12 protein-coding genes and 1 riboswitch are annotated in these 12796 nt (G+C 65.6%); of the genes, 8 read left to right on the top strand and 4 right to left on the bottom strand.

Annotated features, from left to right (window positions below):
- Nucleotides 1-99 precede the first annotated feature (99 nt).
- Complete coding sequence (locus tag E3T46_RS03950; RefSeq protein WP_206751474.1) at nt 100-1791, top strand: helix-turn-helix domain-containing protein; 1692 nt, start codon at nt 100-102, stop codon at nt 1789-1791.
- Nucleotides 1792-1809: 18 nt separating this feature from the next.
- Here the strand turns inward: E3T46_RS03950 and E3T46_RS03955 are convergent, their stop codons facing one another.
- The gene (locus E3T46_RS03955; protein WP_241980443.1) at nt 1810-3063 is read right to left on the bottom strand and encodes an MFS transporter; all 1254 of its coding nucleotides are present in this window, start codon (nt 3061-3063) and stop codon (nt 1810-1812) included.
- A gap of 140 nt (nt 3064-3203) precedes the next feature.
- Here E3T46_RS03955 and E3T46_RS03960 point away from each other — a divergent pair, with 140 nt between their 5' ends.
- Both E3T46_RS03960 and E3T46_RS03965 read left to right on the top strand, forming a co-directional pair.
- Nucleotides 3204-3875, top strand: a complete 672-nt coding sequence (locus E3T46_RS03960; protein ID WP_134441497.1) for a class I SAM-dependent methyltransferase — start codon at nt 3204-3206, stop codon at nt 3873-3875.
- Between the two features lie 40 nt (nt 3876-3915).
- Nucleotides 3916-5580, top strand: a complete 1665-nt coding sequence (locus E3T46_RS03965; RefSeq protein WP_134577551.1) for an ABC-F family ATP-binding cassette domain-containing protein — start codon at nt 3916-3918, stop codon at nt 5578-5580.
- An 18-nt stretch (nt 5581-5598) separates the two neighbouring features.
- Here E3T46_RS03965 and E3T46_RS03970 read toward each other — a convergent pair whose 3' ends face one another.
- Nucleotides 5599-6540 (bottom strand): Brp/Blh family beta-carotene 15,15'-dioxygenase, encoded by a 942-nt coding sequence (locus tag E3T46_RS03970; protein WP_134577552.1) that lies wholly within the window; start codon nt 6538-6540, stop codon nt 5599-5601.
- Entirely contained in the window at nt 6537-7745 is a 1209-nt protein-coding gene (locus E3T46_RS03975) for a lycopene cyclase family protein (RefSeq protein WP_134577553.1), read from the bottom strand. Before E3T46_RS03975 ends, E3T46_RS03970 begins: the two co-directional genes overlap by 4 nt.
- Before the next feature lie 234 nt (nt 7746-7979).
- Here E3T46_RS03975 and E3T46_RS03980 point away from each other — a divergent pair, with 234 nt between their 5' ends.
- Entirely contained in the window at nt 7980-8798 is an 819-nt protein-coding gene (locus E3T46_RS03980) for a bacteriorhodopsin-like (protein ID WP_241980444.1), read from the top strand.
- Between the two features lie 100 nt (nt 8799-8898).
- Here E3T46_RS03980 and E3T46_RS03985 read toward each other — a convergent pair whose 3' ends face one another.
- Nucleotides 8899-9270 carry a LysR family transcriptional regulator gene (locus tag E3T46_RS03985; RefSeq protein WP_134577554.1) on the bottom strand — a complete coding sequence of 124 codons (372 nt, stop codon included), beginning with the start codon at nt 9268-9270 and terminating at the stop codon, nt 8899-8901.
- A gap of 174 nt (nt 9271-9444) precedes the next feature.
- Between E3T46_RS03985 and E3T46_RS03990 the strand changes: the two genes are divergently transcribed.
- The 4 genes from E3T46_RS03990 (at nt 9445) to gcvH (ending at nt 12796) form a co-directional block, all read left to right on the top strand.
- Complete coding sequence (locus tag E3T46_RS03990; RefSeq protein WP_092450307.1) at nt 9445-10044, top strand: LON peptidase substrate-binding domain-containing protein; 600 nt, start codon at nt 9445-9447, stop codon at nt 10042-10044.
- 281 nt (nt 10045-10325) lie between these two features.
- Nucleotides 10326-10934, top strand: coding sequence for a DNA-3-methyladenine glycosylase I (locus tag E3T46_RS03995; protein ID WP_134577555.1), 609 nt, complete (start codon nt 10326-10328; stop codon nt 10932-10934).
- A gap of 33 nt (nt 10935-10967) precedes the next feature.
- Nucleotides 10968-11063, top strand: a riboswitch (glycine riboswitch).
- Nucleotides 11064-11219: 156 nt separating this feature from the next.
- Complete coding sequence (gene gcvT / locus E3T46_RS04000; protein ID WP_134577556.1) at nt 11220-12383, top strand: glycine cleavage system aminomethyltransferase GcvT; 1164 nt, start codon at nt 11220-11222, stop codon at nt 12381-12383.
- A 26-nt stretch (nt 12384-12409) separates the two neighbouring features.
- Nucleotides 12410-12796 (top strand): glycine cleavage system protein GcvH, encoded by a 387-nt coding sequence (gcvH, locus tag E3T46_RS04005; protein ID WP_092450303.1) that lies wholly within the window; start codon nt 12410-12412, stop codon nt 12794-12796.

The raw sequence follows: 12796 nt of genomic DNA on the forward strand, positions 1-12796 counted from the left end.
CGATTCGGACACGCGGAAACCCAATCGGTTCCTGGCGTGGTGGCCGCCTCCTGGCAGCGTTCCTTCTCAGCGGGAGTGGATGCATCCACTTCTCAGGCAGTGTTTCACAACGACCTCGATCTGACCGGCCGTCTGATGCGCTGCTCGGAACCGGTCATCGCCCGGCTGAGCGATGAGATGGCCGAAATGCCGCTGTCGATCGTACTCACCGACTACAAGGCACGAATTCTGAGTCGTTCCGAAACCGACAAGACCATCGGAACCCTGCTCGATGACGTGTCGCTGGCGCCCGGCTTCAACTACGCCGAGGCGAGCGTCGGAACCAACGGAATCGGCACCGTGCTCGAGTCGGGTCAGCCGTTGTACATCGTGGGGCCCGAGCATTTTCTCGAGCACCTGCAGCCATTCGCCTGCGCCGGGAGTCCCATTCGGGACCCGATCACCGGGCGGGTGGAGGGGGTGCTGGATATCAGCTGCCTCATCGAAGATGCCAGCCCGCTCATGCATTCCCTGGTGCGGTCGGCCGCCCATGAGATTGAGCGCAACCTGCTCGTCGATCGCAGTCAGCGACAGCAGGCACTGTTTGAGGAGTATGTGCGGGTGGATTCCCGCAACCGGGGCGCCGTCATGGCCATCGGCGGCACCGTGGTGATGGGCAACGCGGTCGCGCAAAGTTCGTTTTCTCCCGATGAACAGTGGACCATTCAAGAGCACGCTCGCTATCTGATGATTTCTCCTGGTCAGCCGGTCGACCAGATCGAGCTGTCCTCGGGCAAGGTCGTGCATGTTCGGGGCAAACGTGTCGTGGTGGGCCCGGACGTCGCCGGCATCGTTGTGGTGGTCGAAATCGTCTCCGAGCCCGCACCGGTACCGGTGCCCGCATCGAGGCTGACCCTGCCGCCGCTGCGGAGGCACCGGTTGAAGAAACCCATTCCTGCTGACTCTTCGGCGATTCTGCACGATGCGGAATCCTTGCTCGGCAAACGCGCCTCGAGCGGAGTGGTCACCGCGCTCACCGCCGGCGCGCCCCTGCTCGTGCTGGGGGAGGCCGGCGGCGGCAAGGTGTCGCTGCTCGCCGAACTATATCGCCAGATTGTTCCGCTGGGTCGAAGCGTCGTATTCGGTGCCGAGCAGCTCAATCAGCACGGCGTACACTCGGCCATTAATAACGACCTGATCAGCGCCCTGGCCCGGCCAACGCTTTACGTCTTTCGCAATATCGATCGGTTCACCGAGGCAGCGACCGCCGAACTTGAGGCGTTTCTGGTGACCCGCGAAGCCGGTCCTGGCGGCCTGGCCGTCACCGTGTCGCAACCCGATCTTCAGGCTGACCTGGCCGCTGCCCGCCCGTACACGGCCCTACTGCAGCACTTCACAACCTCGGTCACGGTTGCGCCGCTGCGGCACCGCCAGGGAGACCTGCCCGACATCGTCACCCGGGTGCTCGCGCGACGGGCCGGTTTACGTCCGGCCACTGTGAGCGCCGGAGCGATGCGGGTGATCTCCCGCTATCCGTGGCCGGGCAATATTCGTCAGCTCGAAGAAGCGCTCGACACCGCCCTGCTCACGCGACCGGTCGGCGCCATCCAGGCCGAAGACCTGCCCGCCTACTGCCACGGCGGTGCACCGCGCCTGTTGTCGGCGATCGAAGCGGGGGAGCGTGACCTCATCGTCGGTGCCCTGCACAAAGCCGACGGCAATCGGATGCGCGCGGCCGAGTCCCTGGGAATAGCTCGGTCCTCCCTCTACCGCAAGCTAAAAACCTTCGGTATCACCGTCACCGACTCGTAGCCGGGCTGCGGCATCCGCTTACTGGCGGTGTGTGGCGCGCAGGCGAATCACAGACCAGACGACCACGACGGCGACGAGTGCCATGGCGCACAGTCCGAGTCCGGAGTAGCCGGCCAGCGCCAGGATCGGCCCGGCAATTGCGCCGCCGAGAGCTCCGGCCGCGTTCATCGAGAGGTCGGAGAAGCCCTGCAGCGAAGATCGATCCTCGATCTCGACGGCCTCGGCGACGAGCGCAGAGCCGGCGACAACGGATGCCGACCAGCCCAGGCCCAACAGCACCAGACTTACCGTCATCGTGCCCTGCGACCCGTCACTGAGCCAGGCCGCTCCCAGCGCCCCGAGCAGCAGGGCCTGCCCGCCGAGGATCACCCGAAGCCGGCCGAACCGGTCGGCGAGCGCCCCGAACGCCGGGGAGAGGGCGTACATGCCGGCCACATGCAGGCTTATCGTCAGCCCGACGATGGTCAGGGTCGCGCCGTGGTCCCGCAGGTGCACCGGCGCCATGGACATCAGGGCCACCATGGTCGCGTGGCTGAGCGCGATCACGACAACGGCATACCTGGCCGCTGTGTTGCCGCGCAGAATCGCCAGACCGCCCCTGGCCCGACGGATGCCCACGCTTGTCGTGCGCGCCGCCAGCGCGGTCAGCAGCGGGTCGGGTCGCAGCCCAAGCGCGTAGACGAAGGCGGCGGCGACCGTGGCGCCGAGCGAAAAGGCGAACGCCCCGGTCATCGCCGGAAGCCCGAGGGTGGCACCGAGCGCCTCGCCCGGTCCGAACAGATTCGGGCCGAGCACGGCGCCAATGGTGGTGGACCAGACCACGATGGACAGGTCCCGCGCTCGAAAGCGCTGGCTGGCCAGGTCGGTCGCTGCAAAGCGGGCCTGGAGGTTCGTTGCTGAGCCGGCGCCGAGCAGCATCAGGGCCAGCAGTAGCAGGGGGAAGTTGTCGACGGACACCGACACGATCGCGAGCACCGCACCCGCGCCGGCCATAAGCGAACCGGTCGCGAGCGACACGCGACGCCCGCGCGCCTGCGCCAGGCGGGCGAGCGGAACGGCCACGATCGCGGCCCCGAGGGTGCTCATGGTGGCGGCCATGCCCGACCAGGCGCTGGACCCCGAGAGTTCGGCGGCGAGTAGCGCGCCCAGCGACAGGGTTGCTCCCATGCCGATACCGCCCAGAATCTGCCCGGCGATGAGCACTCGCACGACGCGCTTCTGCAGGTTCGGTGCGGGTGACGAAGTCGTCGTGCGTGTGCTGGCGTGCTTCACTGTCTGTTCCCCCAGTTGGTCGCACCGTCGGGCGTGCGACTCGAGTGCTCGCGAGGCTCACTCTACCGAGCGGCCGACCGGTCTGATCGACGCCGGCCGCGAAAGTTGCGCCGTGCCGCCACACCGGGCATCGTGGGATCATGACGAATCCCGGCGAGCACACTGCCGCACTGCACGACGAGCCTTCACAGGATCCCGCAACCTTCTGGGAAAACCGCTATCGCGAAAGCGATCGTTCCTGGAGCGGGCGCGCGAACGCGGCGCTCGAACGCGAGGCCGCCGGCCTCGCGCCGGGCACGGCGCTCGACCTCGGCAGCGGGGAGGGTGGCGACGCCCTCTGGCTTGCCCAAAACGGATGGTCCGTCACCGCCGTCGACATCTCGCCGACCGCGCTCGCCCGCGGCCAGGCCGCCGCCGAAGGGGCTGGCCTCGCGGAACGCATCCGCTGGATCGCCGCCGACCTGGCCACCTGGCAGCCGGACGGCCCGTTCGACCTCGTCACGGCACACTTTCTGCAATCACCGGTCGAGCTGCCCCGCGAGGTCATCCTGCGCCGCGCCGCCGCAACGGTCGCCCCCGGCGGCGTGCTGCTCGTCGTGGGCCACGCCCAGTTTCCGCCGTGGTCGAAGCACAAGCCAGACGGCGTTCCGTTGCCGACCGCCGACGACGTGCTCGCCTCGCTCGAGCTGCTCGCCGAGCACTGGGAGATCGTCACCAAAGCTGCTGTTGAGCGGGAAGCCATCGGCCCGGACGGCCAGGTCGCCACCCTCGTGGACAGCGTGCTGACCCTCCGTCGCACCCACTCGATCTGAGCCGGTCGCCCTACGCCTGCGGCAATGAGAACATTGGGTAATGACCGGAACACTCGTGGCCAAGGGCCTGGCCGGCGGCTACGCGCACCGCACCCTCTTTGAATCGCTCGACCTGACCGTCGCCCCCGGTGATGTGATCGGCGTGGTCGGCGCCAACGGCGCGGGCAAATCCACCCTGTTGAACCTGCTGGCGGGGCTTACCGAGCCGCAAGCCGGCACCATCGCGCTCAGCCCAGCGGATGCCTTCGTCGGCGCGCTCCCGCAGGAACACGAACGGGTGCCCGGGGAAACCATCGCCGGCTACATCGGCCGGCGCACAGGCTGCGCCGAGGCGACCCGCGAAATGGATGCCGCGGCATCCGCTCTCGGAGCCGCTCAGCCGCGCGCCGGAGGGATCGACCCGGCCGACGCCTATTCGAGCGCGCTCGAGCGTTGGCTGGCCAGCGGTGCCGCCGACCTCGACGAGCGGCTGCCGATCGTGCTCGCCGACCTCGGCCTCACCCTCGGCAGCACACTCACCGCCGATAGCCTGATGACCGCGCTTTCCGGCGGCCAGGCTGCCAGGGTTGGCCTGGCCGCTCTGCTGCTCTCTCGCTTTGACATCGTGCTGCTCGATGAGCCGACGAATGATCTCGACCTCGACGGGCTCGAACGCCTCGAAACCTTCGTTACCGGGCTGCGCGGCGGCGTCGTGCTGGTCAGCCACGACCGCGAATTCCTCGCCCGCTGCGTCACCCGGGTGCTCGAACTCGACCTCGCGCAGGGCGCGAACCGGGTGTTCGGCGGCGGCTACGACTCCTACCTCGAGGAACGCGAAACCGCGCGCCGGCACAACCGTGAGAACTACGACGAGTTCGCCGCCAAGAAAGCCGACCTTGTCGGGCGGGCCAGAACTCAGCGGGAATGGTCGAGCCAGGGCGTGCGCAATGCCATGAAGAAGGCACCGGACAACGACAAGATCCGCCGCAAGGCTTCGGTCGAATCGAGCGAGAAGCAGGGCCAGAAGGTGCGGCAGATGGAGAGCCGTATTGCGCGCATGGAAGAAGTCGAGGAACCCCGCAAGGAATGGCAGCTCGAGTTCACCATCGGCGCCGCCCCGCGCTCGAGCGCCGTCGTGGCCACCCTCAATAACGCCGAATTCCGGCAGGGCGACTTCGTGCTCGGCCCGGTATCCCTGCAGATCAACGGCGGAGAACGCATCGGCATCACCGGCCCGAACGGCGCCGGTAAGTCCACCCTGCTGCGCGCTCTGCTGGGACGTCAGAAAGCGGATGCCGGCAGCGCTCACCTCGGCGCCAGCGTTGCGATCGGAGAAATCGACCAGGCCCGGGCGCTCCTGGCCGGCGCCCGGCCCCTGGCCGCGAGTTTCGAGCTACTCGTACCCGATCTGTCCCCGGCCGAAGTGCGCACCCTGCTGGCTAAGTTCGGCCTGAAAGCCGACCATGTGAACCGCCCGGTCGACGATCTGTCGCCGGGGGAGCGCACCCGGGCCGGGCTCGCGCTGCTGCAGGCGCGTGGTGTGAACCTGCTCGTGCTCGACGAGCCGACCAACCACCTCGACCTCGCGGCGATTGAGCAACTGGAACAGGCGCTCGACAGTTATGAAGGCACGCTGCTTCTGGTCACCCACGACCGGCGCATGCTGGCCAACGTGCGCACCGACCGGCACTGGAACGTCGAAGCGGGCCAGGTTCTCGAGGGCTGACGGTCACGTCCGAACAGCTCACGCGGGCAGGGCCATCAACTTCTTTTGGTGCCGCTTTTCGTGGGTGACCACGATCATGTGCGGCACGGTGAGGCCGGCCAGGCCGATGAACAACACTTGCAGAATCTGCTCCGGCATAGCGCCGCTGGGGCCGATGACGAACAGCAAAGCACCGGCCGCGAGGATCGGCACCACGGTATACACGACCACGATCAGGAGCGGTAGTCGCCCTCCGCCACGTTCTTCGGCAAACCCCGCCCTCAAATGCCGAAAGCTGTGCAGCGCACAGAAATACACCAAAAAGAACACCAGCGGTTCGCAGGCCAATGCGAGCACCGACGTGAGCACGATTTCCACGCTCTCATGCGGCCGATGCCGCATGGCGGCGACGGCCGCCACCAGCAGCCCGGCCAGAGCGAGCGGTGCCAGTTCTGCCTGCACGCCCGACACCATCGCGCCGTCGGCACCGGCAAGCACCACGTAGGCAGCGCCCACCTGATCCGGATGTGAGAAGGCCGGTACGCTCAGCAGTCCGAATCCGGCGAGAAAGCGTAGCCACAACCCACGATCAGCGTTCCAATCAGACCCGAAATGCAGCGCCGACACGATCAGGAACGCAACCAAGCTCAGCACCGGGGCGACCAGCCAGAGCAGCACGACACCGACCACAATCACGAGGTATACCGTGTTGAACGCAGCAAAACCCAGCGGGGTTCGCCAGACGCCGACGCGACGCGCGATCAATGGATCGAGGGCACCGTGCGGCAGACCCAGCACGGCGACGAGCACGCCGAGAAGTACGACCTGAAGCGTAGGTGAGAGCATCGGCAGGCCGAACTCGAGCATGGCCAGCGTGGTCAGCGCCAGACCGGAGAACACCACCGTTTCAATGGGGACGTGGCGGATCCGGGCCGTTGCGCGGGCGGTACCGACTCGGGGCGCGGCGACCTGCTCCATCATTGTGTCTCGCCCGAGCACACGGTCCCAGTGGGCGTGGCGACGAGTAAGGCCTGTGCAGCCGATGCAGACGTGAAGGCTGTGGGTGCGGCTACCTGGGCGATAAACGGGCTCCAGGGCAGGCTGAATATGATTTTGGCATAGTCTGCGGCCCGGGCGCCGTCACTGAGGAAACGCACCAGGGTGGCCGGCGGCACACCGCGGGCCAGGGCGAGAAAATACTCTGCAGTACGTTCCGGATGCGCGCGAACGGCCTGGAGAAAGATGCGGTCGAAGGTGCGACGCAGCCACGGTTCTTCGGGATGCCCCACCGCTTCCCGCCCCGCCAGGAGGCGATCCGTGCACACTTGCGCCCACCGTTGAATGCGCAAGAATCCATAGCCTGAGGCGGCTCGCAAGGCACCGCCCGCATTTCCGGCAAGCACCACCCCGGGTATCTCCGGCGCGGTCTGACGGCCCCGTCCCATGGCCAGCACCCCACCCTCGGTGCGCACCCGACGAACGTCATCCAGACCCAGGCCCGTTAAAACGTGGTCCAACTCACCGGCCAGAAGTTCCCGTTTGATCGGCGTTGTGCCGAAGCGGGTCCACTCCACGATGGCCCGGTTCGGACCCAATGGCAGCGCGTAAACGAAGCTCAGGCCTTCCTCATTGGCGGCAAGCGACCCCATCAATGTCACCTCGGTCGGGTCGAACGGATGCGGCCCGTCACACTCGAATTCAACGCCCACAAAACTTTGATAGAGCATCGCCGCAGCGGGCCGTGGTCGCGTATCGATCACCTGACGGGCCAGCAGTGTGCCGCCACTGGTTTCGACCCGCACACCGTCCGGCACCGCGCTCACCATTTCGGCGCGTACGCCGAGACGCAGGTCTACACGCGGCGACTGAGCGATGTCGGTCTGCGCGCTGGAATAGAAGTCGATGCCACGAATGTACTGGTATGACAATGCCGGAACCTCGTGCCGAACCGCGCTACCTTCGGCATCAGTAAAGGTCCACGTCGGCCAGCGTTGGGAAACCAAGTGCGAGAGTTCGTGTTGTTCTTGCTGCCAAAAGCACCAGCTGCGGTCGTCCTGGTACGCGGTGCGCGGTTCGACGACGACAACGCGCGGCCCGGCTGGCGCGCGCGCCAGCCGGGCCGCCAGGCTGAGCCCGGCCAGTCCCGCACCAAGCACCACAACGTCAACGTCTTCGAGAGAGTTCATTTGTGCTCTATTTCTCTTAACCACATGCTGAGGTGTGGTGCTTCTGTGGACCGATCGAGTCGGCTGCAACAGCTGAAGAAATCTACGGATGAATCACTACTACCTCTGAACGTCGATTTGGAGTAGGTTTCCTAATATACCTAGCTAGGTTACCTAAGTACGTGCTTTATCTCCCGTACCGTCAGCGATTCTCGAGCATCAGAGGCTATTTTGATACCTGATTCACTAACCCAAGTGCAGTACGACACCATCTACAATATTTTTTCCCTCGTGATTGCCTCGCAGCTTTTCACCTCTATCTTTCTGGTCATCAGCCTTCCGCGCGTATTGCCGAGGTATCGCCAGGCATTGACTGTCGCGGCGATCGTTTGTGGCATCGCGGCGTATCACTACTTCCGCATTTTCAATTCATTCACGGAAGCTTTCGTGACCGAGGCGGTCGGCGGCCGCGGTGATTATGTTCAGGTCGCAGGAGCGTCGTTCAACGAGGGATACCGCTACGTTGACTGGCTGCTGACGGTTCCGCTGCTTCTCCTTGAACTCGTGGCAGTTCTGGCGCTGGCCCGGAAGGTGCAGAGCAGCCTGCTCACCCGGCTCATTCCTGCTGCTGCCCTGATGATTGCCTTGGGCTACCCCGGCGAAATGGCGTCGGACAACCTCACCCGTGGCATCTTCGGTCTGCTTTCTTCTCTTCCCTTCGCGTATATCCTCTACGTGCTCTTCGTTGAACTGACCAAGTCGCTCGACCGCCAACCCGCCACGGTGCGTAAGACCATCAGCCTGCTGCGACTGCTCCTGCTGGCAACGTGGGGCGTCTACCCGATTGCCTATCTGCTGCCCGGACTGGGTATCGACGGGTCCGATGCATGGGTCGGACTCCAGATCGGCTACTCCGTAGCAGATATCCTGGCCAAATGTCTGTACGGCCTGATCATCTTCCGGATCGCGCGGATGAAGTCCTTCTCAGACGACCAGGCCTTTGCCGAGGTCGAACTGACTCTGGAGGAGGCGACTAGCCTCAAGCAGCCTATCGTTCAGAATCGGCGGAAATAGTCGACGAAGCCGTCGATATGAACGGGACCTGCCAGACCGGTAATCGGTCCTGCGGGTCCCGTTTTGGCCGCCACGTGCATTGCTAAACAAGCGTCGCGAATCAGCGCGACTGGCGCTTCTTCCCGAGCTTCGGCTGGCCCTTCACCGCGGGGGCGCGGCCCTTGCCCTTGTTGGCCTTGGCCTTACCGCCGCCACCTGAACCGCCTGACCGGCGCGAACCGCCGCTAGCCTGCGCGCCGCGCCCGGCGGCCTCGGTCAACTCGAGGCGGGCGTCGTCCAGGAAGGCAGCCCCGATCTCAGTGAGCGTCGTGCTCTCGGCGGCACGATCGAACAGTGCATAGCCGAGTTCGGCTTCGACTCGCTTTACCGAGGCGCTGAGGGTGTCGCGGGAGACGCCGAGTGTCTGCGCGGCGCGAGCGAAATCGGGTGCCTCAGCGGCGGCCACGAAATGTGCCAGCAGGGTGATGTCCACGTAAAGCCTCTCGTCCGCTGCGCGGGAGGCGAGCAGCCCTTCTAGGCTACGCGCCGAAACCGACCGAACCCACCGCTGCACGCACGGATGTCCGACCGCTGCACCCAACGAGTGTTCACCGCGAACACGTGCCTGGGGCTAGGCGCGGCGGCGTCAACGTGGTTCGCTGGGTGTATGACGACCCTGCCGATGTTCCCTCTGGGATCCGTGCTGTTCCCCTACATGCCGCTGCAACTGCGCGTGTTCGAGGAACGCTACCTCGTGATGCTGGCCCGGGTGCTCGATGCCGAGCCGGCCGAGTTCGGCATCGTGCTGATCGAACGCGGCCAGGAAGTGGGCGGCGGCGAACGTCGGTTCAGCGTCGGCACCGTCGCCCGGGTTACTCAGCTCGAAGCCCCCGAGGGTTACCTCGGGCTGGTGGTGCAGGGTGAGCGCAGAATCGAGGTGACCGAGTGGATGCCGGAGGACCCGCATCCGCTCGCGACGGTTCGTGCACTACCCGACCTGGAATGGGACGATGCGCTGCTGCCGCGCCGCGAACAGGCCGAGCAACTTGTGCGCCGCACCCTGTCACTCGCGAGCGAGTTCAGCGACCAGGAGTGGTCGCCCGATGTCGCGCTCTCGCACGACCCGACCGCCGCCGCCTGGCAGCTCGCCGCGATCGCCCCGGTCGGACCGCTCGATCAGATCGTGCTGCTGCGCTCGCCCACCATGGAAGCATTGCTCGACAACATCATCGAGCTGACCCAGGCCGCGGCTGCGACCTGGGCCTAGTGACTCACACGCCGATGTCGCGTTGGCGCAGGGCGATGGCTGCCGCCGCCGCCAGTAGGAGCGAGACGGCGTAGAACACGACGATCGTCGTCACGTTCGCCCCGGTGCTCAGCGGGCTGTCACCGAACGCCCAGAAGTACGGACTCAGGATGTGCAGCCACTCCAGGTTCGCACTCTGATTGCCGAGCGCATTGAAGACGTCTCCTTGGCTCTGGCTGCGACTTTAGTCCTCTCGCTCACCTCGGCCGCAGCCTGTGGCGAGTGGTGTTCTAATGGACTGGATGACAGAAATCCCACCAGCCTCCGGCGCCATCGTCGGTCCCGACGGCCTCGCCCGACCCCGGTGGGCTGCGGTCGACCCGATGCTCCGCGACTACTACGACACCGAGTGGGGTATTCCGGTGCGCTTTGAACACGCCCTGTTCGAGCGCATCAGCCTCGAGGCGTTCCAATCCGGGCTGTCCTGGGCGATCATTCTGCGCAAGCGCCCCGGTTTTCGTGCGGCATTCGCCGACTTCGACCCCGACCGGGTCGCTGCCTTCGACGAGGACGACGTCGAACGCCTGCTGAGCGACGCGGCGATCGTACGCAACCGCCTCAAGATTCGCGCGACGATCAGCAACGCCCAGGCCACCGTCGCGCTGCGCGAGCAGGGCGGACTGGTCGACTTCGTCTGGGGGTTCCAGCCGAACGAAACCCCGCAGCCGCGAACGCAGGCCGACGTGCCGACCAGCTCCGAGGCATCCGTTTCGCTCGCGAAAGCCCTCAAGAAGGTCGGCTTCGTCTTCGTCGGACCGACCACGATGTTCGCCCTGATGGAGGCGATCGGCATGATCGATACCCACCTGCTGGACAGCCATCGACGCGGAAGCAGCGGAGTGTGGGGCTAGGCTGAGCGCTACCACAACTGAATATCGGGCTATATGGACGGTGCGGGAGAGTTCGGCGCGACAGCGTGCGAACACCGAAGGAGCAATCCTCCCCGACAATCTCTCAGGTACTCGTACCGCATCGAACTGGCCACTCTGAAAAGTAGATTGTGCGTGCCTGGCAATCTCGCCCACGGTGAAAGTCAGCGCCCGCGCGCTGGTGAAGCTCTCAGGCACGAGCGACAGAGGGGGAGTTCCCACGCGGCTCAACGAGCCGTACACACCACCCTGTGACCCGGAGAACTCATGACCACGGCCGATTCCAGCACCCCCGACTCCACCGATTCACGAAATACCGAACGCTTCTCCCCGCTGCACCAGGCGCACGTCGATGCCGGTGCCAGCTTCACCGACTTCGCCGGCTGGCAGATGCCGGTGCGCTACTCCAGCGATCTCGCCGAGCACCACGCCGTGCGCAACGCGGCCGGCCTGTTCGACCTGTCCCACATGGCCGAAATTCTGGTCGAAGGCACGGATGCCGCCGCCTACCTCGACTACGCGCTGGCCGGCGAGCTCTCGGGTATCGAACTCTGGCAGGCCAAGTACAGCCTGCTGCTGGCCGAGAACGGCGGCATCATCGACGATCTCGTCGTCTACAGCCTCGATGAAACCAAGTTTCTGGTTGTGGCCAACGCGGGCAACCGATTCGCCGCGTTCGACGCGTTGCTCGCCCGTGCCGAAGGCTTCGACGTGAGCGTCGTCGACCAGAGCGACGACTACGCGCTGATCGCCGTGCAGGGTCCGAACGCCCTCGCCATTCTGCGCGCCACCGGCGGCGTCACCGACGTCGGCACCGACCTGCTGTTCATGAAGTATTACCGCATCACGGATGCCTTCTTCCGTGGCCAGCCGCTGCTGGTCGCCCGCACCGGGTACACCGGTGAAGACGGTTTCGAGCTCTACCTCGCGGCCGACCAGGCCCGTGAACTCTGGGACGCACTCGTGGTCGCCGGCGCCGACCGAGGCCTGGTGCCGGCTGGGCTGGCCAGCCGCGATACCCTCCGCCTCGAGGCTGGCATGCCACTTTACGGTCACGAATTGACCCTCAACACCTTCCCGGTCCAGGCTGGACTCGGCCGCGTCGTCAACCTGAAGAAGGAGAACGACTTCGTCGGCCGAGCGGCCAGCGTTGCGGGGCCGGAGGCTGGGGCATCCGTTTTGGTCGGTCTGATTGCCGCTGGCAAGCGTGCCGGACGCGCGGACTACGAGATCTTCCGCAGCGTCGACGCGGAAAACGCCGACGGCGTCATCACCAGCGGCGCCCTGTCGCCGACCCTCGGTTACCCGATCGCCATGGCCTACGTCAGCCCCGACCTCGCCCGTCTCGGCACCGAGGTCTATGTCGACGTGCGGGGTACCCGCATTCCGGCGACCGTCACCTCGCTCCCCTTCTATAAGCGCGTCAAGTAGACCCTCACCCTGCGAAAGGCAATCCCATGACAAACACATCTTCGCTTCAGCCGTCCGAACTTCAATACACCGCCGAGCACGAATGGGTTTTAGTCGACGGCAGCGTCGCGACCGTCGGCATCACCGCGTATGCCGCCGAAAAGCTCGGTGACGTCGTTTTCGTCGAACTGCCGGGCGTCGGCAGCACCGTCGCCAGCGGTACGGTCGTCGGCGAAATCGAATCGACCAAGTCGGTCGGTGAACTGTTCGCTCCGGTCAACGGCACCGTCACAGAAACCAACGACGCCGTCGTGGACAGCCCCGAACTGGTCAACAGCGACCCCTTCGGCGCGGGCTGGCTGATCAAGGTCGAATTCGAGACTCTCCCCACGCTGCTCAGCTTTGCCGAGTATTCCGCCCTGATCGGGGAGTAG

The sequence above is a fragment of the Cryobacterium sp. Hh11 genome, assembly GCF_004404045.1.
Classification (GTDB): domain Bacteria; phylum Actinomycetota; class Actinomycetes; order Actinomycetales; family Microbacteriaceae; genus Cryobacterium; species Cryobacterium levicorallinum.